General features: G+C 46.1%; 20 protein-coding genes. 8 read left to right on the top strand and 12 right to left on the bottom strand.

Going from position 1 to position 22731, the window contains the following annotated elements:
* Positions 1-114: 114 nt before the first annotated feature.
* Both eutC and FCL48_RS17780 read right to left on the bottom strand, forming a co-directional pair.
* Positions 115-900, bottom strand: coding sequence for an ethanolamine ammonia-lyase subunit EutC (gene eutC, locus FCL48_RS17785; protein WP_136874108.1), 786 nt, complete (start codon positions 898-900; stop codon positions 115-117).
* Positions 897-2270, bottom strand: a complete 1374-nt coding sequence (locus FCL48_RS17780; RefSeq protein ID WP_136874106.1) for an ethanolamine ammonia-lyase subunit EutB — start codon at positions 2268-2270, stop codon at positions 897-899. Before FCL48_RS17780 ends, eutC begins: the two co-directional genes overlap by 4 nt.
* Before the next feature lie 926 nt (positions 2271-3196).
* Here FCL48_RS17780 and FCL48_RS17775 point away from each other — a divergent pair.
* Positions 3197-3808 (top strand): flavodoxin family protein, encoded by a 612-nt coding sequence (locus FCL48_RS17775; RefSeq protein ID WP_136874104.1) that lies wholly within the window; start codon positions 3197-3199, stop codon positions 3806-3808.
* A gap of 87 nt (positions 3809-3895) precedes the next feature.
* Here FCL48_RS17775 and FCL48_RS17770 read toward each other — a convergent pair whose 3' ends face one another.
* From FCL48_RS17770 to FCL48_RS17760, 3 genes are all read right to left on the bottom strand, one after another.
* Positions 3896-4153 (bottom strand): VF530 family DNA-binding protein, encoded by a 258-nt coding sequence (locus FCL48_RS17770; protein ID WP_136874102.1) that lies wholly within the window; start codon positions 4151-4153, stop codon positions 3896-3898.
* Positions 4154-4212: 59 nt separating this feature from the next.
* Entirely contained in the window at positions 4213-5094 is an 882-nt protein-coding gene (locus FCL48_RS17765; RefSeq protein ID WP_169309269.1) for a TIGR04211 family SH3 domain-containing protein, read from the bottom strand.
* 72 nt (positions 5095-5166) lie between these two features.
* Positions 5167-5670 (bottom strand): glycine cleavage system protein R, encoded by a 504-nt coding sequence (locus FCL48_RS17760; RefSeq protein WP_136874098.1) that lies wholly within the window; start codon positions 5668-5670, stop codon positions 5167-5169.
* Positions 5671-6041: 371 nt separating this feature from the next.
* Here FCL48_RS17760 and FCL48_RS25780 point away from each other — a divergent pair, with 371 nt between their 5' ends.
* Positions 6042-8306: an NADP-dependent malic enzyme gene (locus tag FCL48_RS25780; RefSeq protein ID WP_136874096.1), complete on the top strand. Its 2265-nt coding sequence runs from the start codon at positions 6042-6044 to the stop codon at positions 8304-8306.
* Between the two features lie 294 nt (positions 8307-8600).
* On the opposite strand, the gene FCL48_RS17750 is transcribed toward FCL48_RS25780, so the two are convergent.
* Complete coding sequence (locus FCL48_RS17750) at positions 8601-9857, bottom strand: (Fe-S)-binding protein (RefSeq protein ID WP_136874094.1); 1257 nt, start codon at positions 9855-9857, stop codon at positions 8601-8603.
* Positions 9858-9867: 10 nt separating this feature from the next.
* Positions 9868-11268, bottom strand: a complete 1401-nt coding sequence (locus FCL48_RS17745) for an FAD-binding oxidoreductase (protein WP_136874092.1) — start codon at positions 11266-11268, stop codon at positions 9868-9870.
* 280 nt (positions 11269-11548) lie between these two features.
* Between FCL48_RS17745 and FCL48_RS17740 the strand changes: the two genes are divergently transcribed.
* Together FCL48_RS17740 and FCL48_RS17735 are read left to right on the top strand one after the other, a co-directional pair.
* Complete coding sequence (locus tag FCL48_RS17740) at positions 11549-11950, top strand: hypothetical protein (RefSeq protein WP_136874090.1); 402 nt, start codon at positions 11549-11551, stop codon at positions 11948-11950.
* A gap of 156 nt (positions 11951-12106) precedes the next feature.
* Complete coding sequence (locus tag FCL48_RS17735; RefSeq protein WP_136874088.1) at positions 12107-12574, top strand: FHA domain-containing protein; 468 nt, start codon at positions 12107-12109, stop codon at positions 12572-12574.
* 41 nt (positions 12575-12615) lie between these two features.
* Here FCL48_RS17735 and FCL48_RS17730 read toward each other — a convergent pair whose 3' ends face one another.
* On the bottom strand, positions 12616-14583 hold the full coding sequence (locus FCL48_RS17730; protein WP_136874086.1) for a serine/threonine-protein kinase: 1968 nt from the start codon (positions 14581-14583) through the stop codon (positions 12616-12618).
* 198 nt (positions 14584-14781) lie between these two features.
* On the opposite strand from FCL48_RS17730, the gene FCL48_RS17725 reads away from it, so the two are divergent.
* Positions 14782-15609 (top strand): PP2C family serine/threonine-protein phosphatase, encoded by an 828-nt coding sequence (locus FCL48_RS17725; RefSeq protein WP_136874084.1) that lies wholly within the window; start codon positions 14782-14784, stop codon positions 15607-15609.
* On the opposite strand, the gene FCL48_RS17720 is transcribed toward FCL48_RS17725, so the two are convergent.
* The 4 genes from FCL48_RS17720 to FCL48_RS17705 all read right to left on the bottom strand — a co-directional run bounded on the left by FCL48_RS17720 (position 15596) and on the right by FCL48_RS17705 (position 18472).
* Positions 15596-15838: a hypothetical protein gene (locus FCL48_RS17720; protein ID WP_136874082.1), complete on the bottom strand. Its 243-nt coding sequence runs from the start codon at positions 15836-15838 to the stop codon at positions 15596-15598. The genes FCL48_RS17725 and FCL48_RS17720 overlap by 14 nt on opposite strands.
* Before the next feature lie 128 nt (positions 15839-15966).
* Complete coding sequence (locus tag FCL48_RS17715) at positions 15967-16359, bottom strand: hypothetical protein (protein ID WP_136874080.1); 393 nt, start codon at positions 16357-16359, stop codon at positions 15967-15969.
* Positions 16360-16724: 365 nt separating this feature from the next.
* A complete protein-coding gene (locus FCL48_RS17710) occupies positions 16725-17411 on the bottom strand; it encodes a general secretion pathway protein GspB (protein ID WP_136874078.1) in 687 nt (228 codons plus the stop codon).
* A 59-nt stretch (positions 17412-17470) separates the two neighbouring features.
* The gene (locus FCL48_RS17705; RefSeq protein ID WP_136874076.1) at positions 17471-18472 is read right to left on the bottom strand and encodes an ExeA family protein; all 1002 of its coding nucleotides are present in this window, start codon (positions 18470-18472) and stop codon (positions 17471-17473) included.
* 177 nt (positions 18473-18649) lie between these two features.
* Between FCL48_RS17705 and gspF the strand changes: the two genes are divergently transcribed.
* The 3 genes from gspF (at position 18650) to gspG (ending at position 22731) form a co-directional block, all read left to right on the top strand.
* Positions 18650-19924, top strand: coding sequence for a type II secretion system inner membrane protein GspF (gene gspF / locus FCL48_RS17700; RefSeq protein WP_240744876.1), 1275 nt, complete (start codon positions 18650-18652; stop codon positions 19922-19924).
* A gap of 177 nt (positions 19925-20101) precedes the next feature.
* Positions 20102-22294, top strand: coding sequence for a CFI-box-CTERM domain-containing protein (locus tag FCL48_RS17695; RefSeq protein WP_136874074.1), 2193 nt, complete (start codon positions 20102-20104; stop codon positions 22292-22294).
* Entirely contained in the window at positions 22291-22731 is a 441-nt protein-coding gene (gene gspG / locus FCL48_RS17690; protein ID WP_136874072.1) for a type II secretion system major pseudopilin GspG, read from the top strand. Before FCL48_RS17695 ends, gspG begins: the two co-directional genes overlap by 4 nt.

The following is a 22731-nucleotide window of genomic DNA, read 5'->3' as shown; positions in this document are numbered from 1 at the left end:
TTCAACATGAAGAAGTGCCCCAAGGCCCGAGTAATATTTTACTCCTGTTACAAGGGCCTTGGGGGATGCGTTACAGAAAAAGACGATAAGACGCTCTCAGCACAGCCAGTAAAGTCATGAGTCCAGTAAGCCTGCCATCGGCAGATAATCTTCAGCCATGGTATCTTTGAGTTCAATACCTGTTTGCCTTTGCTGCAAAGCCTTTTCAATAAGATAGGAGATTTTTCTGACAGCTTCCTCAACGGCCATGCCTCCCGGCCGAATATTGGAGACACAATTACGAGCCTCGTCAGTCGTCCCTGGCTTTGGCCCATAGGTAAGGTAGGCCCCAAGTGAATTGGGCGAACTGAGCCCCGGCCGTTCACCGATGAGAACCACCGTCATTTGTGCACCAAGTGCACTGCCTATTTCGTCTCCGATGGCGACTCTGCCGTTTTTTACAAGGGAAGTTGGCGCCACGGTAAGAGGCGTTTTTCTGAAAAGATCCAGCAACCCGCCAGCAACACCTGACGCACTCTGATGAATTGCTGGGGCTGAAAGACCATCACAGATGACGATGCTCAGATCGTAACCCTTTTTTTGTACTTCAAGGATCTTTTGAGATTCTCCTGAGAGGCATCTGCCTTTATCCGGGCGCCTCAGATACTCTTCCCTGTCACGTACGCTGCTCCCAAGCTGCAGGGAGGAGTAAGCCCTTTTATTCAACTGTACTGCGATCTCTTCCAGATTAGCGGGCTGATGTACCGCATCCCTGGCTCTGGCCTGAGCCAGTTTAAATTCTAGTCTCTGCTTTAGAGGCAGACTCGAGCCGCACCGGCCAAGACCTATCCGGGCATCTGTAAATTTCTGCAGACCAGACCAGGGATCAGGGGTATACACGAATCGATTATTCTCTGTCACCGGCTCACCTCACCTTTTATATCCAGCAGCCTGTTTTTGCTGCTAACGGGAAGCAGCCGACCCTGGTTGTCATGGATAGACATAGATTCGAGCCACGTCTGAAATTCCGGTGCAGGTGTCAGCCCAAGTAACTTTCTGATATATGCAGCATCATGAAAAGAGGTGGACTGATAGTTGAGCATAATATCGTCTGCTCCAGGCACTCCCATAATAAAATTGCACCCTGCATTGCCAAGCAGCGTCAGCAAAACATCCATATCGTCCTGATCCGCCTCGGCATGGTTGGTATAGCACACATCAACACCCATGGGCACACCAAGGAGTTTACCGCAAAAGTGATCTTCGAGCCCTGCACGTATAATCTGTTTGCCGTTATAAAGGTATTCCGGCCCGATGAAGCCAACCACAGTGTTGACGAGTAACGGCTTGAATTTCCTGGCAACAGCATAGGCCCGTGCCTCGAGGGTTTGCTGGTCTACTCCAGAGTGTCCATTGGCCGAGAGTGCACTTCCCTGCCCCGTTTCAAAATACATCACGTTATTTCCAAGTGTTCCACGACCAAGAGCCAAGGTCGCCTCATGGGCTTCCTGCAAGAGTCCAAGATTCACCCCAAAACTGGCATTGGCCTTTTCCGTGCCTGCAATGGATTGGAAACAGAGGTCCACCGGAGCACCTTTTTTCATTGCCTCCATGGTCGTTGTCACATGGGTAAGGACACAGCTTTGGGTTGGTATCCGGTAACGTTCAATTAAATCATCAAGCATTTGCAGCAGGCGACTAATGTTTTCCACATTATCTGTTGCAGGATTAATACCGATTACAGCATCTCCGCAGCCATAGCAAAGACCGTCAAGGGTCGAGGCGGCGATCCCCCTCAAGTCATCGGTGGGGTGATTGGGCTGCAATCTTACAGACAGCGTTCCCGGCAGCCCGATAGTGTTACGAAAGCTGGTTGTCACAGAACATTTGGACGCGACCAGAATAAGATCCTGTATACCCATGAGTTTTGAAACCGCGGCAGCCATCTCAGGAGTTATGCCACAAGCAAGCTCTGTAAGTGTTGCAGTCGTTACCTCGTCTGTCAGGAGCCAGTCTCTGAATTCACCGACTGAAAAACCTGCAATGGCAGCAAAGGCTTTTTTGTCATGTCCATCGATAATCAGCCGGGTGATCTCATCTTGTTCATAGGGTACAACGCATTCATTTAAAAAACGGCTCAGTGGTACATCAGCCAGCGCCATCTGCGCCCGAACCCGCTCCTCTTCACTTGCAGCTGCAAGGCCTGCCAGTGTATCCCCGGAACGTGGCGGACTTGCCTTGGCCAGCAGTTCCCTTAAACCCATTGTCGCATACGCTCCGATCACAGACATAATAAACCTGATTTTAAATAGTTAAACCTCTCAGTATGATGCCTACATGTGTCTCCAGCATCATACTGTTTTTTAGAGAAGATGGAAGATTCATTGCTTTGCATAATAAGTCTGCGATAACCACAAGGCGATATCCGGGAAGGCCATCACCACACCAAGACCGATACACATTATAATGACAAAAGGCACGATTGAGCCAGACATATCATTAAGGGGTCTCTCCTCAGGTACCACCGCCGTCATTACCATGTGATGTATGATACCTGTATCATTAGCTACTTACCCCAGAAAGCTCAGGCCTGATGTGTACCGAGAAGCAGAAACCCAATTCCATGCGCAGCGCCAGGGCCGTCAATAAATGCACCAAAGCAGAGTGTGGCAATAGTCTGTAACAACGGACAATCCTTCTCATTAATTCAGCTAAAAATATACCGCATTTTCAACTCATTGAAAGATCGCTTCTTATCTTCACAAGAGCAAGAGCTGTGCCGCATCGTATCTTTCTACCGATAACTCTATATTATTGGTCAATTAGCTTTACCAGAGAGCATACATCCCGGTCATGGGACAAGAGCAACTAACTACAGAATTGTGGGGAAGTAACACTCTGGAGGCGTTCTTTTTACAAATGAGAAAAGTAATCACACCACCCTTCTTCAACACCTGAAATTGTTACAACAGGTAACAGTGACAGGTAAGATTTACCCTTTGCAGAAGAACCAATACAGATACAGAAGAGCCCTTATTTACAAAGACCTGTTCAGGTCTCATCCTCCGGCCTTTAGAATGGAGCTCTGCTGAAAAGTACCCTTCATTGGGAACAACCATAGTACCGCCAGTCGGGGACAGCTTGAGATATCTCAGTGCAGATGGAAGAAAATACGGGTATATATAAGTAAACAGGTCAGAATTTATAAGGAGGCTTCATGGTCAACATTATTGCAATTTACGGCAGTCCCCGGCGAAATGGAAATAGTGCTGCTCTTTTACAGCAGGCTGTGACCGGGGCAAGGCAGGAAGGAGCCCATGTGGAAGAAATATTTCTCAGGGACTATAAAATTTCTCCATGTCTTGAAATATATAACTGTATAAAAACAGGAGAGTGTGCCATTCGAGACGATTTCCCCGAAATTCTGGCCAAAGTTGAAGCCAGTGACGGGATTATGCTTGCATCACCCATCTTTTTTTATTCGGTGAGCGCCCATACAAAAATATTTATGGACCGCTGTCAGTCTCTCTGGGTTCGGAAATACTGGATTGAAAAGCAGGTCTTTGGAGAGGCACCGGAAACACGCAAGGGATTATTTATTTCGGTGGGAGCGACAAGTGGCAAAAAACTCTTTGATGGAGCAATACTTACCGTCAAATATTTCTTTGACGTTCTCAATGCTGGTCTATGGAAGACTATCCTTTGCCGGGGGGTCGATCGCAGGGGTGAAATCGACAAAAAAGTGGATTACCTGACAGAAGCATTTGATGCCGGTAAAGAGCTCGCACAGCTGCTACAAAAAGAGGCAGATAATCCCAATGTAGAGTAAGGCAGCCGCAGTAACAGCTGGCTCAAGGGATGAAAGTTCAGGTACCGATAACATTACCGTATGCGATAAAAAAAGAATGACTAAGACTCACTTCGTCTTAGTAGCAGCTTTCTTCCTCTTGGATCCTTTTTTTATGGTCGTAACATAGAGCTGTTCGACTTTCTCTCTCGCCCAGGGGGTCTTACGCAGAAATTTCAAACTTGACTTGATGGTGGGGTTACTTTGAAAACACTTAATTTTAATATAAGTGCCCAACTTTTCCCAGCCGTAGTCAAGAACCAGATAATTGAGAATCTGTTCCAGAGTAACGCCGTGCATTGGGTCTTTGTTCTGCTCTTCGTTCACAATGTTCCTCAATCCTTTACAATGCACAAGCTCATAAGACAACGATATCAGAATCAATGTTAAAGAAGAGATGACTTTCTTTTTCGTGAAGGCCCTGGCATCTTACCAAAGAGAATACCGAGAATAAGAACACCAGCACCGGCAAGAAACCAGTACATGGTACTATCTTTTTTAATGGTATTATACTGTTCCTCAACCACAGTAAGCTTATCCTGAAGAGCTTCTTTTTCAGCCATTGTTCTCTCCAGATCATTTTTAATCTGCACGACATTGGCTGTATCTTTCTGAAGATTACTATACTCTTCGCTCAGATGAGCCCTCTCATTGCGCAGGGTTTCCAACTCTTCTCGGGCACTGGCGAGTGCCAGAGTCAACTCTTTGATCCTCTCCGCAGCCTCGGCCGAATTTTCTTCAAGCTTTTCTTTGTCAGACCGAAGATTAACGACCACAAGACTTAACGGTGGTTCAGGAGTTAAAAAACGAGTAAGCATCCAGCCTTCCAGACCTGAATCCAGCCGAACCCTGGTATAACTCTCATTTTCTTCAACAAGCTCGACCTTCGTCCCATCCCTGACCATGGAAACAATTTTATACTCGGTTCCCTGACCCCTGCGCAGAGCAACCTCAGCACTCGGTTTGACATACAGATCCTTTGCAGAGGCTTCAGCCAATGGCAGGGCAACACATGCAAACAGGAACAGGAAGGTAAAAATGAAAAGTCTATAATTGAGAACGCTACAACAATTGAACACTAATTTTTTATTCATAATAATAGGTACATTGAGGTGTTTTGCCAATGAATAGAAGCCACATGGACGTTTGATTGATTCGTCGCCTAGTATAATGAAAAAGCAGGGACACGCAACAAAATCATTCTCTTTCCAGACTAATCCCTGTAATAAACGGTACAGTTGCCGGGCAATATTTTCAAAAACAGCCACCTGACAAGACATCCTGGGCGTGGCTTTTTCTGTTTAAACAGGCCTTTGTCTGTTGATTGTTTTCTCCTGTCATTACACAACATTAACTCTCATATCATCGACAATTGCTTCAATTTCATCCGCAACGGCCTTAGCGGACATTCCTTCTGGAACCCCCACAGTAAGCTTTGCCGAAAATACCGCTTCCCCAAAGGAGGAAACGGGAAAACGATTAAACTCAAGATTTTCAACAGTGAGATCAAGATTATAAAGTATATTGCTGATATCTCTCGTCAGCCCTTCCCTGTCTTTGCAATCTACCTCAAGATCGACAGAATGGGTCCGTTCATGGGTCGGATTTACCGCAGGCGAATAAAAAAAGTGATACTCGGTAAACTGCTGAGCCAGTGCAGTCCTCAGAGGGGCAACATTCTCCTGCTCAATAGAGACTTTCATGAGGGCGGATAACTGACCGTCAAGTTTCACAACCCTGCTCGCAAGCCATTCACCACCATGATCTCTGGTGGTCTGGGCCAATGCTTTTATGATCCCCGGATTTGACGGTCCCACAACAGTTGAAATATAGGTGTCTTTCATAGGCGTTCCTTAATTCTAGTGTTTTCAATTATTCCATGCGGAGTAACCGTTATTGTATCAACGTCTTGTATGGATACTCTTTAAAGCACCATAAGACGGATTGGCAAAAGAGAAAGCCAGAGGAACAGGGCTATTACAGCTAAAAGCGTAAATGATATTGAAAAAATACTCATTAGATTTATGATGGTCGCTTTTGCGGTTGCTTACAATTCACTATTTTCGCCTACGACAGTACACGATATATCATCCGCCTCAAATTCCATCCTCAGAATATGTAAAGACACGCATACATAACGTGCTCTACCCTGTTCTCCGCTCTTACCGAGGAACGTGCAGACATATTTACTCTTCAACTAACAGGAAGAAATAAAATGAAATCAGATATTTACTCAGAATCTCTCGATTACCACCAAAAAGGTCGTAAAGGCAAAATTGAGGTTGTGGTAACCAAACCTTTTTCAACCCAGAAAGACCTCTCTCTTGCCTACAGTCCAGGGGTCGCCCGTCCATGCGAAGAGATTGCTGCAAACCCAGAAAACGCTTACGAATATACAGCCAAGGGTAACCTTGTCGCTGTCATCTCAAATGGCACGGCGGTACTTGGTCTTGGTAATATCGGAGCCCTTGCAGGTAAACCGGTTATGGAAGGAAAAGCGGCCCTTTTTAAAAAATTTGCAGATATCGACGTCTTTGATATTGAGTTATCCACAGAAGACCCGGATGAATTTATTCGAACATGTGAATTAATCTCTCCCACCTTTGGTGGGATAAATCTCGAGGATATCAAGGCTCCCCAATGTTTTTACATAGAGGAAAATCTCAAAAGAAAAATTGATATTCCTGTCTTCCATGATGACCAGCATGGCACCGCAATCATCACAGGGGCCGCTTTTATCAATGCTCTGACAATCAGCGACAAGAAAATCGAGGACGTCCGTGCTGTCTTTAACGGGGCTGGTGCGGCGGGCATTGCCTGTGCTCAAATGTTCCTGGAGCTTGGTCTGGCAAAAGAGAATCTGATCATGTGCGACTCCAAGGGCGTTATATATGCAGGCCGTGAAGCCTCGATGAACCCGTACAAGGAACGCATGGCAAATGATACCAGCCACAGAACTCTTGCAGATGCCATTGCAGGAGCAGATGTCTTTTGCGGGGTCAGTGTCGCAGGGGCCCTGACTGTTGAAATGGTAAAATCCATGGCTGCAAATCCAATCATATTTGCTCTGGCCAACCCTGAACCCGAGATTTCCTACCCCGAGGCAGTTGCAGCACGGCCGGACTGTATCATGGCAACAGGTCGCAGTGATTATGACAATCAGGTCAATAACGTTCTCTGCTTCCCGTATCTTTTCAGAGGAGCACTCGATACCAGGGCAACGGAGATCAACAAAGAAATGAAGATTGCAGCTGTTCAGGCAATTGCCGCCCTTGCAAAAGAAGAAGTCCCGGACTCGGTTCTCCGTGCCTATGGTGTTGAAAAATTCGAGTTTGGCCCAAAGTATATTATCCCAACTCCGTTTGATCCAAGAGCACTCCTGCGCATTGCCCCTGCCGTTGCCAGGGCCGCCATGGAAAGTGGTGTTGCCAGAAAAAACATACCTGATCTGGAAAAATACACTGAACAACTTGAGTCAACCCTGGGTATCTCCAAAGCCATCCTTCGTTACGTCACAAACCGTATCAAAAAACACCCCGTACGAGTGGTCTATCCAGAAGGGACCAATGAGGATGTAATCCGCGCAGCAATACGGGTAATGGATGAGAAGATTGCAAGCCCCATCCTACTGGGCGATGAGAAAACCATTATCACCCATCTACGCGAACACGGACTCACCTCGCACTCTATGCAGATCATTGACCCAGCCAGAGAAGGGGCGGCCGTCACACGTTATGCAGAGGAGTACTTTACCAAAAAACAGCGAAAAGGCATGACCCTGGCTTACGCAAAAGATATTTTGAGACAGGACTTGGGTTATTTTGCCGCAATGATGCTGCAAAATGGTGATGCGGACTGCATGATTCACGGCCATTCGCTCCCCTACTCCAAAGCTATCACTCCAGTACTGTCCTGTATCGGCAGCGATCAAACCAGAAAGACAATTGCAGGCGTTTACATGCTGGTCTTTAAAAACCGTACCCTCTTTTTCGCCGACACAACAATAAATATAAATCCCACAGACCAGGAACTGGCCGAGATCGCCATCAGTGTTGCGGAGTTTGTCAAAGAGTTTGATATAACCCCAAAGGTTGCGATGCTTTCTTACTCAAACTTTGGTTCTTCAAAAACAGAAGGGGCAGCGCGCATAGCCAGGGCAACCGCGCTGGTAAAAGAGATGGACCCTGAGCTTGTCGTCGACGGAGAGATACAGGCAAATCTTGCCTTCAACACCCAATTGCGGGAAAGTATTTTCCCCTTTTCCAGCCTGAAAGGAGAACCGAACGTACTCATTTTTCCTGATCTCAATGCGGCAAACACCGCGTATAAGCTCTTCATGCGCCTGACCGAAGTGGACACCATTGGCCCTATCCTGGTTGGTCTGGACAAATCAGCCCATATCCTTGAACGGGGAGCAAATTCAGAAAATATCTTCAACCTCACCACCCTTGCCGCTCTCAAGGCAAGACAGAACAGGTAAGCCCCCTTTGCCTGGGGTATTCCAGAAAAACCTGGCAACATAAAGATGAGAAGGTCTGGTTACACTTTGCCATCCAGACCTTCTCTTAAAATATGGGCAAGTTCTCTTTTTACTATCGGTTTTTACAGCAATGCGTAGGTTTTTGAAAAAGGCTCACACTGTTGTTTTAATCGAAAAATACTGTAAGAGGCCATTATAGTGAAGAAAATTCCCCACCACCTGTAATCACAAAAACTGCACAAGAACCTCTCTCTTTTGGGGGCAATAAAGAGGCAAGGACTTGAAAAGAAAAATTTACTGCTCCAGTGCTTCTGTGAGCAGTTCGAGGATGTGTACCGCTTTTATTTTGAGGCCTGCATGATTGATTATATCCTGTAGCTGCATGATGCAGCCTGGGCAGGCAGTCGCGATCTGAGTGGCCCCACTTTCAATAAGACCTGCAACTTTTCGAGCTCCGATGGCCTTACTCTCATCGTAGTGGTACACAGAGAAGGTCCCGCCTAGCCCACAACAGCTGTCCGCGGCGTCCATTTCAACAAAATCCACATTGGGAAGGGCTTTGAGAAACGCTCTCGGGGCCGCAGTAATCCCTTGGGTTTTCAGGTGACACGGGTCGTGGTAGGTAACTCTTGTTGGTTGCTTCCATCTCTCCATCTCTGCAAGCTGCTCAAACAGGCCCTGTTTTTCAAGAAAAACACTGAAATCAACGACTTTTCCTGTAAACTCGGAATAATCTTTTTGCATGGTCTGATAATACTCACCAATCCCCCCATTACAGGAGGCACAGGCCGTGATAATAAAATCGACCTCCCTTTCGCTAAATATTTTGACGTTATTTTCCGCCAGCTGTTCCACCAGGGCCCCATCACCCGAGGAGAGGGCAGGAATACCACAACAGTTCTGTTTTCTTGGCAGATAAATAGAAAAACCCATGGATTTGAGAATGCGGACCATCTGCTCACCAATTTCCGGATAGGCGTAGCTGATGGAGCAACCGGCAAAGAACCCGACAACGGGCTTTGAAGGCCGCCCTTCAATATATTCGGGTACCCTGTCAAAAAGGTTTTTAAGGGCGATTTGAGGCAGAGTTCTGTCTTTCATAAGCGGTGTCGGAAAACGCAGCCGCAATCCGCTGGATTCAGGAACTTTTTTCAACACCAGTGGCGACAGCAGCGCCCCACCCTTTGAAAGGGTTTTCATCAGAGGCTGAGAACCAAGAAGGGTGGAAACCCCTTTGCCTATCAGAGACAGTCCCTGCTTCTGGGTAATCTCACGGCGAATCGCTCCGACAATTTCATGGGTCGGCACCTTATTCGGGCATTTGTTCATACAGGATCCACACATAAGGCACATACTGATATCTTTTTGTAACTGCTCATCAAGCTGTATCTCACCATCGAGCAGTGCCGCTGCAAGGCTGATTTTCCCCCGGGCCACTGCGCCCTCTTTTCTGCCAACCAGATAGGCGGGACAATGGGCCTGACATACGCCACACTTGACGCACTCCCGAATAACTTTTTCAAAATCCTGTAAACTTTTATTCATATTCATGGCGGGTAACTCAGCTCTGGGCAGGCTGTAATGCGTCCTCAATAAAGATTTTACCTGGGTTGAGAATGTTTTGTGGATCAAGGGCGGCTTTGATACGCTGCATATAGTCAATAGTCTCCCTGTTGAGTTCCATGCTCATGTATTTGGCTTTGGAGGTCCCGATCCCATGTTCCCCTGAGATAGAGCCCTTTAACTCGACTGCGGCCCTGAAGATCTCGTCCATAACAATTTCAACCTTCTCTCTCATTCCCTCTTCTCTCAGGTCCACCATCACATTCACATGGATATTTCCATCACCTGCATGGCCAAAATTAACAATGGGAACATTATATTTCTTGGAAATGGCCTCGAGGGCGCGGATCATATCCGGCACCTTTGACCGTGGAACGACAATATCCTCATTGAACTTATCAGGGTTGACCTGACGCAGGCTTGGAGAGACAATGCGTCTGACCTTCCAGATTTTCTCAGACTCTTCATCTGTTGTGGCAATCCTGGTATCAAGCACTTGAAAGGGTTCAATAATGGTGAGAATCCGTTCAGCCTGGGCGTCAAGGAGTTCCGGGTCTCCGTCCACTTCGATGATAAGAACCGCCTGACAGTTTTCAGGCAGAGGGATATCACTTTTCCCCCGGATACAGCCTATGGTTGCAGCATCTAAAAACTCCAGAGTGGTGGGTATGATTTTCGCGCCAATAATTGCCGACACCGACTGCGCAGCACCATCAATACTTTCAAACTGAACCAGCATTGTCTTCTTTGCCGCAGGCTTTGGTATAAGCTTCAAGGTGATTTTTGTGATAATTCCAAGCGTCCCCTCAGAGCCCACAAAGAGTTTGGTCAGATCATAACCGACCACGTTTTTTAGAGTTTTACCACCAGTACGGATAATGTCGCCTGTGGGGGTCACAACCTCAAGACCAAGAATATAATCTTTGGTCACCCCATATTTCACGCAGCGCGGGCCACCTGCACATTCCGCAACATTTCCCCCGAGGGTGCTGAATTCCTTGGATGCAGGATCAGGCGGATAAAATAAACCCAGTTTCTCGGCCCGCCTCTGCAGCTCAGCGGTAACCACTCCCGGTTCCACCTCTGCTGTAAGATTTTCGCTATCTATATCCAGGATTTTGTCCATACGGGTTAAAACCATGACAATTCCGCCCCGGGTCGGCAGAGTACCCCCGGTAAAACCACTCCCTGCACCTCTTGGAAGTACTGGGATTTTTACCTCATTGGCAAGCTTTACGATCCGGCTGACCTGTTCTGTCGTGCTGACATAAACAACAGCATCGGGCAGGTGCTGCTCCTGGGTGGCATCGTAGGAGTGGGTAATTTTATCTGCGGTGGCAGTCGATACGTTATCAGAACCGACAATCTCTATGAGTCGTTCAACAACTTCTTTCTTCATCTTCATACTTCCTTCTTAACATTGATCAGGAATAAGTTCATTTTCAGACATTAAGGCTCTTTTTTACCAAAAAAAATGAGAAAACCCCGCAACAGTTTTAAAAACATTGTTTATGCCAGACGCATCACATACTTCTCAGGGGGTTATGGATTTTGACAAACCCGAGGTAAACCTCTACAATATACGAGGCTACGGTAAGATTTCACCTTAAAAAGGCACAGTGACGCTGACATGGAATGCCCTACAAACTGGAAATCAGAGGAGAGCAAATACTTACACCATGATGCCCTTTCTCCCAAGAGACAAACGTATTCAGTGCTCGCTTCCCGTCTGGCTCAGCATACAGGAAAAGAGTAGCCAACAGCTGCTCCCCGGAAGAGTAGCGGCTACCATGATCAATATTTCAAAAAGTGGCGCTTGTCTCATTGTCCCCAACATGTTCATCGCAGGTGAGCATCTCTTTTTCACTACACTTAACGGCAGCCACAGCCTGCTCCTCCAGCCTCAAGAATCAGGTAAACAGCTCAACAAATTTCTTATTTCAGCACGGTCAGTCTGGATGGATAGCCGCGAATATTTAGATCAACTTACCTTCATGCTCGGCATCTGTTACACCACCACACAAAAAGATCTCTTTGACAACATAAAACACCTCAAAGGCAAGAAACCAACCAACCTCTGATACTCCTCTTGCCGTTCTGCCGGGGTTGCCTCAAAGCTCAACTATTTTATGGCATATGTGTTGACAATTAAGTTCATCGGACGGTAACATACAGTCCGTTACAACAGCTAGCCAGCCGTCAGGCTTCGATGTAATCCACTACAATTTGAGACATCTATGCCAATTATTACTATACGCTTCAAAGATAAAAAAATCCGGGATTACCCCCTTGCAGTTGGACAAACCTGCACCATTGGCCGTAAAAGTTCCAACGACATTGTCATCGACAATCTGGCCGTATCGGGCAATCACGCCAGAATTGAATCTGTCTCTACAACCTTTGTCATTCGGGATCTTGATTCCACAAACGGAACCTTCGTAAACAAAAAAAAGGTATCGCTGTACAATCTTCGCCACGGTGATGTCCTGCTTATCGGCAAACATGAACTGATCTTCGATCGCTCAGATCTCATGGACAAGCGGGGAGGAAGCGATCAGCTGGACGACGACAAAACAAGAATTCTTGACACAACAGAGTATCGAACCTTGATGCACGGAGAAGGAAACAAAGCAGCTCTAAATGAAGAAAAAAAGACGTCCACACCCTCTTTTCTGAAAAGGTTCTCCAAATGGTTGTTTGGCTAACTCTTCAGATTTTCTGCAGCAGCTTTACAAAGGACAATGGTCTATTCAAACAGAGGACGAAAACTTCTTTCCAAGCCTTTTATAAAGATAGCTGGCCCACTTTTTTTGAGATCTGCCTGTAATTCTAAAAGCCCCTGGTGCTGTGGGGCAACAGCCAGTCCGGAGACAACATACATCTCTGCTTTTTTCAGGTTCATATTCTGCAGGGCCTCATCACCAAGACGTGCGTAGTTGTCTGCAATTTTCATATAGCCCTCACTGGCAATGGGGCTTTCCGGCCGTATTCTTTCTATTTCTTTATAGTATCGATATGCACAGTCATTTTCTGGCGATGTAAACCTCTGTTCGGCAAAAGCGATTCCTGCTTTTTTCAGCAGCACATCAATTGCCTTTTGCTCTTTTTCGTCGATCGAACGTTTTAAATCAAGCAGGCCCGCACTTGTTGGCAGCACCCCCAATCCTTTTACAATTATTTCCTTGGCCGCATCAACATTTCCTTCGGTCAGTTTTTTTTCTGCAATAGCCTTATATCTCAGAGCAATAGAATGCAAACCGTTGCTGGCCTCCCTGTTGCCGGGATCAAGTTCCTGAACCTTCTTGTAATAGGTATATGCCGACTCGTCGACGGGTAAAGTCAACCGATTTTCACCGAGGGCCTCTGTCGCTTTAGCCAGAAGGATTTCAACGGCTCTTGACAGAATATCTTCATCCTTTATTTCTTTTTGCACCTCCACCACCTGAACCGGAAACTGAGGGGGCGGAACCTGAACGAGCGATGTTTTTTCAGGACCAGGACTCAAAAGAGACAGAGGAGCGCTCCCTGGTTGTTTGGGGGAGACGACCTCTTTGTTCCCTGTATTATCTAACGCCATATTCAGATAGGCCACCAGAATAACACTGGCTGTCAGGGCTGCTCCAACAAACACAGTGTTCATGAACACGCCCGATTTTCTCAAAATGGAGTTTACATTTGTAGAGGGATTGCTGACTAAAACCGTCTTGTCATCATCGCCTGGCAGAGAGTTGTCTATCGCCTGTTCCAGCGTAATACCACCAGATGAAAAACGCTGTATTTCAGCCTCATAATCGGCGTTGAAGAGTTCCTGCAGGAGATTTTTTACAATTTTATCATCCGGCCTCAGGCCCTGTCGGATAAAATATTCACTGATATCGTCCTGCATCTCTCCACAGCTCTGATATCTCTTTGCTTTATCCTTTGCTAAGGCTCTATGGAGAATTGCATATACTGTAGGATCAAGCCCCGGCACAATATCTTCCAGGGGAAGATATTCCACATTAATACATTTCCTGATCAAGGCTGCCGTGTCACCCTGATACATGCGTGTTCCACTCAGCATCTCATAGAGCAGAATACCGATGGAGAAAATATCGGAACGCCGGTCAACGCCTCCCTCCACCAACTGTTCCGGTGACATGTATGTCACCTTTCCCTTAACAACACCCGCTCTGGTACGATTGTCAAAGAGCTCAGCTTTTGCAACACCAAAATCGATGATTTTCACCTTCCCCTCATAGGTGAAAAACACATTATGGGGGGTCAGGTCTCTATGGATGATATTCAGCGGTTTCTGCTGCATGTCTGTCAGGTTATGTGCATAATCCATACCCGCACAGATCTTTGATGCAACGTATAAGGCCAGACTCACTTCAAGTGAACCGCTGGTACTTTTGGCCTTGGCCATAACAGTGTGCAGGTTTTTGCCAAAAAGATATTCCATGGCAATGAAATAATGACCGTCAAGTTCACCAAAATCGTAAACACAGGCTATATTTTCATGCTGCAGAAGGGCTGCCAGACGTGCTTCATCGATAAAATTGGCTACGATTTCCGTATCCCCTGCGACCTCGGTCAGAAGCTGTTTTATGACAAGTGGTTTTTCAAACCCTCGCTGTCCAACCAGTTTGGCCCGATACACCTCAGCCATTCCGCCTGTACCGATGAGATCCAGAAGTGTATATTTACTGCCTATTTCGTTTGTTGTATTCAATTCTTTCAATGGTAAAAGACCGCGATGACTAAACTGCAGAGTTAACCTTAAATTTAGTTTTCTCTACCATGATAGCATAATCCCTTTGATTTTCGACGATTAACTTATTAAATCTTGACTGCTCAGGGCGTAATTCGTGGAACCTGTCGAGCTGAGCTCTCTCCATTTTTCCGAAAATTCAGTAACAAAGGCGAAAAGATGACACCAAATCCCTTCCTTGACGCTTGTAGCAAAACAGATATCGGCCTCAAAAGATCCAGGAATGAAGATGTCTGTGCAGCAAATATAGAGGATAATTTTTTCCTGATCGCCGACGGTATGGGAGGCGCTGCCAAAGGTGATCTCGCCAGCAGGTACTTCCTGAGTGCAACAGAAAATGTTTTTTCAGCAAAGCCTGAAACACTCCAACCCAACCTGGAAGAAAGGTTTTACGCCTGCTTTGATAAAAAAGAAGGTCAAATCAAAGAGGAAGAGCTGGAGAAATACCTAAATCCTGTCAAAGACAGAGTTTACAACTGTTTTGAAGAGGCAAACAGTTCCATCCAGAAACACATCAAAAAAATCCCAAGCCACAGGGGCATGGGATGTACAGCCGAGCTTCTCACTCTTACCCGGCAATATTTCGTTATTGGCCATGTGGGGGACAGTCGCAGCTATGTACTCACCCCGAAGAAACCTCTGAGACAACTGACCAGGGACCACAGTCTCCTTCAGGCACAGATGGACAGCGCTGTCAATTCGCAGAAACAATTCAAAAACAGGCCGCTGAAAAATGTCCTCACCAGGGCCGTAGGAGTTGCCCCTCACCTGGAGGTTGATATTATCAGCGGCCAGATACATGCAGGCGATATCTTCCTCCTTTGTTCCGATGGGCTTTATAATATGGTATCAGACGAAGAGATAGAGGCTGTACTCGTCTTTGACGGACCCCTCAGTCTAAAAGCGGACATACTGGTGAACATGGCACTTGATGCCGGCGGCATCGACAACGTCTCGGTCACTTTAGTTGAAATCAGCACACAATAAAACTCCCCGTTACTGTTACTGGATCAACAGATACACCCCAACCACCGCAACCATCAGCTCCTGCAATAGCTCGGATCGAAACCGGCTCTTTTTGATAAAAAATGGCAAAAGGGATAATACAGATCGGCACGAGAGAAAAAAACCTTGCCGCCACTCCGGCTGACAAATAGTGAAGGGTCCAGCACAAAACTGTGCCAATTCCTAAAAGCTGACCGGTTAGACTATCCATTGCTCCTCACCACTCAGGCACATCAAGAAAGGTTCTCTCAGACATCTGTAAATCAGACTCAGCATTTAAAAACGGCCAGAATTTCAATAATTATGTGGTCAGCTTTTAGAATGGAAACTGTATCTGTATTACAAAATCATCCTGTGACGAATACTTTTCGGTGCATGGGAGCAGAGGGAAGCGAGAAAAAAGGTTAGAACCACAGTTGCTGTCATAGGCAAAAAATGGTGATAAGCCGCACCCAGGAGCAGAAGCTTGAATGCTGTGGCAAGGCCTGACACTTCTCTCAAGAGCTGGCGATGCCGCAACCATTCGGTAAAAACCAGAATAAAGCCGCTGAGAAAGACAAGGTAAAGATAGAGCTTTGGGACGAGGATATTATCCTGCAATAGAAATGAGGTTAAGAAAACGGCTGCACCAATTTGATGGAATGCTCTGACCACAATAGAGAAATTCAACACCCAAAATGGCCGCGCGCCAATCCTTCCCATTGTGATATCTTGTTTTTTATCAGAAGACATTTTCCTGCCGCAGTCCTTTATCCAACTTCTTATATACTGCAAACTCACATAAAATCATCCAGCCTCTACAGATACACTCCAACAACATTCGATATACGAGGTAGAGTGTTTCAGGTGACGACTCGATGATACATACGCTACTACCAATCGCCCTTCAATACCTACACCTGGAACCTTGCCCAAAACCCACCATATACAAAAGCAGATAAAACTTCACTATCCTGTTGCTCTACAAGAATCCAGACTATTTCATCAGTGGTTTACCAAACAGGCGGGTGAAAAGGAGGTTTTAATTGTCCAGTTTCGGGCGTTTTTTGAGATTCTGCAGGCCATTACATACCGTAACACTGTGCTGCATTAACAATTCAGTTCAGCTGTTGTTTAAAGGTAACCCCCTTATACTCCAGGATTACCCCTTCCCAGATTATTTCGACGAGCTTAGTTTCTCCATCAATACTATCACCTTCCCGTAGTATTTTATTATTTACGATTATCATCCGCTGTTTTGGCTCATCCGCATAGGTGTGTCCGGCAAACTTCATGGGAGGAATCTGCGACTGTAGCTCGGGAGGAAGATCCTTTCTCTCAACGACTCCTGATGACCGCGGTATTTTTCGCTCTGCGATTATTTCATCTTCGGGTACTGCTGGTATCAGTACTACTTTTTTAGCACTTCTTCGTATCACCTGGGGGGTATATGGATTATTTTCAACCACAACGGCTGGCCGGTCAGCGTCACCTGCGTCAGGATCAGATAGGTGAGGCTGAGTGAAAAGGTCTACCTGTGAACGTATTTCAATTTCCTTGGTCATCACAATTCTTCCGGGTGACTTTTGTGATAAGGTCGCCTTCTTATACCAGTAAATAGAGCCTGCACTGCAGATTATAATGAGAAAAAATACCCCGAGTAATATCCAAGCTTTAGTTTGACCGTGAAGTGATTTGGATTTTAAAAATACAGGCGCACCACCGTGGATGATATAGAGATCCTCCGATTCCCCATCATTTCGTTCTTTTTTGGATTTTTTCAAAGCTTCTAATATGTAGGACATAGGGCCTTTTCACGGCAGTTTGTTGAATAAAAGCTATCACTGAAACTTACATCAACTTTTCAATCAGTGGCAGAAGGTGCAGGCACCTGTTGTTCTGTACTTATTTGTGCAGGAAGCAGTCGTTTCAACTGTTTCTCCAGACTTCTCCCTTCATCATAGAAAACTACATATAACGAAATAAAAAGCAGCAAAAGAATCAGAGTTGCAGGCACAACCATCTTTAAACCGTCAAACCGTCCGGTTTGTTGAACTGTCACTACCTCCTGCACCGCTTTTTTAGCGGTCTTAACATCAATCGATACTTTATTTTCGGCATAGGCACCAAGAAGCGCGCGGTCACAGATAATATTGATAAGCCGCGGAATACCGTGGGAGTGTTTGTGAATTATTCGAATAACTTTTTCCGGTATAGCAAGTGACCTGGGGTCTCCTCCGGCAACTGAAATCCTGTGACGGATATAGGCCGCCACATCTTTTCCGCTCAATGGTTCAAGGTGATATCTTGTCGTAATGCGCTGGTTTACCTGTGAAAGAGCAGGTATGGCGAGCATATCACGTAATTCGGGTTGTCCTATGAGAACTATCTGTAACAGTTTATGAGTATCCGTTTCAAGGTTGGTGAGCAGACGCAACTGTTCAAGAACTTCAGGTTCAAGATTTTGCGCTTCATCGATAATCAGAGCGGTATTTCTGCCTTTTGCGTGTGCAGCCAGAAGATAAACATTTAAGGCATCAATATAGTTTTTACTTGTGGGGGTACTGGAGACGATAGTAATCTTGAGTTCTTCGCAGATGGTCTTGAGAAGATCGTCAATATTCAATTTAGGATTTAATATGACCGCAACGTCAGTTCCCTCGGGTAACTGTTCTACGAGTCGCCGACAGACGGTTGTCTTTCCTGTCCCTACGCCGCCTGTAAACAGAACAATACACCCCTCTCCGTTTATGCCGTACAGGAGATGAGCAAGAGCCTCCCTATGCAGTTCGCTCATGTAGAGGAACCGCGGGTTTGGTGCTATGGCAAAGGGCTTTTCGGTGAGGCCAAAGTAGCGTGTATACATAGTAGTCGAATTTAAAAACAGCCAGCTGCAGCAGGGCACAAACTATAGATTTTTTCGCGTAAAGTGAGTAACTTATTTATACGACACATTCATTATATTTACAATTTCTCTTTGTTTCTGGTTGTCTTTACAACAAAATACTTTTAGCATAAAAGTATACCTTCTCCAGTAGAAAAGATGGGCAGAATAGTCCTGCGACTCGTTAACCAACTCATACAACCTTGGCCTATGTCTGTTTTTGAATACAGTGCCCTTGATGCAAAGGGCAAAAAAATTAAAGGTATAATGGATGCAAACAGTGAGTCCCATGCAAGGACAAAGCTGCGCTCACAGGGGAAATATCCCGTATCCATAACCATCAGCGACGACAAGAAGGCGGGCAAGGCCTCAAAAGGCGTTAGATTGCGCCTGTTCAGACATATCACACCGGCAGAGATCAGCAATATCACCAGACAACTGGCAACACTCATGGGAGCAGGCATTCCATTGATCCAGGCCCTGGATTCCTTAATTGAACAAACGCGGAACGCCTCACTTAAAAAAGTTATTGCCCAGATAAAAAATGCGGTCAATGAAGGAAACACACTGACATCAGCCTTGGGAGAACATCCTGGTCTTTTTTCAGATATTTTTATAAATATGGTGCGAGCCGGAGAGGCATCGGGGTCACTTGATATTGTCTTAGAACGTCTTGCCGAATTCAGCGAGAAACAAGAAAACCTGAAGGCCCGATTTCAGGCAGCCCTTGTTTATCCGGTATTTATGGCCGTTATCGGAACGGCAATCCTTTTTATCCTCATCACCTATATCGTGCCCAATATAACCCAAGTCTTTGATGAAATGGACAGGGTTCTTCCCCTCCCGACCCTTTTCCTCATCGGTCTCAGTGATTTTTTAAAGTTATATTGGTGGATGCTCCCCATAATTTTTACCATCCTGTATGTGTCGATACGTTTTTTTATTCACCAGGAATTTGGCAGAAGGGTATGGGATCTTCTCAAACTAAAATTTCCTATTACAGGCACGGTGACCCAGAAAATTATTCTTGCCCGCATTGCATCGACCCTCGGCAGCCTACTCGATAACGGGGTTGGTCTGATGGCCTCCATGCAGATTATCCGGACCCTTGTCAGTAATGTCCACGTGGCCAAGGTTATAGATGACGCGATGGTACAGATTGAAAAAGGTCAGAGCATGACGGTTGCACTCGGCGATTCTCCGTGGTTTCCACCTATGTTTGTACAGATGGTCGCAGTCGGAGAACAGAGTGGCCATTTGGAAAACATGCTGAAAAAAGTGGCCAAAGCCTACGAAAGAGATGTGGAAACCGCAATAATGGCGATGACGTCCCTCCTTGAACCGCTTATGATCGTGGCGATGGGTCTTGCAGTGGGTTTTGTTGTACTTTCAATCCTGCTTCCTATTTTCGAGATGAATCAGATGATAGGTTAGCCGAAACGCCAAAGCAAACAACCATATTCACATCTGTTTTTACTTTCCCGGCTTCGTTTTTCCGGACAAATGTTTATAGTCTGTCTATCTTATTTTTGTAGAGCTTGGTAAAATAGAGCAATATCCCACACAATCCACGTGACAACAGCAGTTAAACACTAAGAAAAGAGAAGACAAATGAGGAAAATACACCTGGCCACCGGCATATTAACAGTCCTTATTTACTCGCTGCTCTCAAGCTTTGCCACAGCGGCAACAGAAATAGACACATCCTTTGGAGTAGATGGGTATACCCTGCAGGATTTTGAGTTTGGCGATGATGAAGCCTACGCCATCGCAGTTCAGGATGATGGTAAAATTCTGGTAGCCGGATACCGCAGCAACGGGGCTGTCAAAGACCTCATCGTTTCAAGGTTTTCAGAAGATGGTACCTTGGATACAGATTTTAACGCTGCGGGTGTCTTCTCCACCAGTCTGGACAGCGGAGACACACTCGGCAGAAGTCTGGTTATCCTGGCAGATGGCAGTATTATTGTCGGAGGAATCTCCGATGATGGCTCCTCTCATCAAAGCATCGCAGTCCTGAAGCTGACTTCCGACGGCTATCTTGATATCACTTTTTCCTCCAATGGACATGCCGAACTCGCTAAAGTTGAAGGTGATATTGACAGTACAGAACTCCAACTCACGGACGATGAAAAGATCATTGTGGCAGCCACAATCTCTCCTGATGAACCTGCTTCTGCCGAACCTGAGAGCTATGCATATTTTGCCAAACTTGATACCAGCGGAAAGCTTGACGCCTCTTTTGGCAGTAAAGGCGAAACTACTTTTACAGACGACACAAATGAATTCCAGGTAAACAGTATTCTCGTACAAAGCGATGGGACTATTCTGGCCGGAGGTTCTTTCAGCAATGAGGGGACCACTCAGGCCGGGTTGTTAAAACTTACGGCAGCTGGCGTGGTTGATACAAGCTATGGCTCTGAGGGCGCGCTAACCCTTGATCTGGGCGATGTGTCGTCTATTATCAACAGCATTGCAGCAGGCTCTGATGACGACGTTATTATTGCCGGAGCCTTAAATGACGGCGAGTATGACGAGGCCTTTATTGGTAAAATTGACAACTATGGTTCTATTCTCACAGACTTTGGAACTTCAGGTACTTACACCACGACCTACTCCATTGAGAACGTTATTTACGATGTCTCGCTCAACGATGACAATTCAATTTCTGCAGTGGGGTTCATAACTTCTGATACTGGCAAAGATGTATTTGTGCTGACACTCGAAGAAGATACAGACACCCTGACCACAGCCGTGACATTAATAGTCACCGATATTGACAAAAATGATGATGTCGCCTACGCAGCAGTAGCCGTTGACAGCGACACGCTTCTGACCGCTGGCTCGTCATCGAATGGAGATGATTTTGATGTGGCCCTGTTACGTTTCACCTCAGATGAGTCCCTGTCCTCAAGCGGTGCAATCGGTTCCACGGACGGTATCACCACATCTGGCTTTCGAATTACCACACAACCAGTCAGCTCTATCACACGGGTCAGTGCACTCTCTGGTGGTACAATCCAACAGTTGGACAGCACAAGTGAGACCAGTGATTCATTGGACAACAGCAGTGAAAGCAGTGATTCATTGGACAGCAGCAGTGAAAGCAGTGAATCGTTGGACAGCACAAGTGAATTAACAATCAGCCAGAAAGGTGTTGTATACGGAACCACTCCTCATCCTGAGTACTCAACAGATGATGACTCGGACACTACAGATGACTCCTCGGATACCACAGATAACACCGATACTACTGATACTACCGATTCAGGCGGATCGATATTTTCCGACAGTAACGACTATTATATCGTACGCTACGGCAGCACCAATGATGGCGATGGAACTGATTCATATACAAGTAATGTAGAGGACATTACCCCCGGCACCACCTACTATCTGAGAGCCTATGCAGTACTATCAGACGGCACCATTATTTACGGCAACGAATACAGATTCACAACCGATGATGCATGCTTTATTGCAACGGCCGCTTTCGGTTCTGTTTTTGAAAAACACGTTGTCTTGCTGCGCCAGTTTCGCGACAGCTATCTGCTCACCAACAGTATCGGCGAGCGGTTTGTGGCTATGTATTATCATTTTTCTCCTCCCATCGCCGATATCATCCGAGACAACAATATGCTCAAGTCTCTGGTTAAAATTGGTCTCCTTCCTGCTCTTCTCCTGGCGTCATTTATGGTAAAGACGTCGCTCATTACAAAACTGCTATGCCTTGGAGCAGCTTTGTCATTCAGCCTGCTTACAGGGATAAGATATTTTACATTTATGAAGGTAAAAACTACATGAAATCACGACACCAAGAATCGGGCTTCACCCTCATTGAGCTTCTCGTTGTTCTGGTAATTATTGGAGTCTTAGCCGGCTACATTGGGCCTAAAATCATGGGCCGCCCTGAAGAGGCCAAGAGGACCAAAGCCGCATTACAGATTCGCGGCATAGAGACAGCGCTTAAGATGTACAAATTAGACAACGGGATGTACCCCTCCACCGAGCAGGGACTCCAGGCCCTCGTCGAGCCACCGACAACCGGGAAACTTCCCCCTAAATGGCGCGATGGCGGATATATGGAGAAAGGAAAAATGCCCCTTGATCCATGGGGGAATGAATTTGTTTATCTCAGCCCTGGATTGAACTCCGATTTCGACCTGAGCTCCTACGGCAATGACGGAGAATCGGGCGGTGAAGATGATGCAAAAGATATAAACAACTGGGAAATCGAATAA

Origin of the sequence: Desulforhopalus sp. IMCC35007, from assembly GCF_005116575.1 — a bacterium.
In the GTDB taxonomy this organism is placed as follows: domain Bacteria; phylum Desulfobacterota; class Desulfobulbia; order Desulfobulbales; family Desulfocapsaceae; genus Desulforhopalus_A.
Note: the sequence above shows the minus strand (reverse complement) of the source record. Positions and strands in the feature narration are given on the sequence as shown.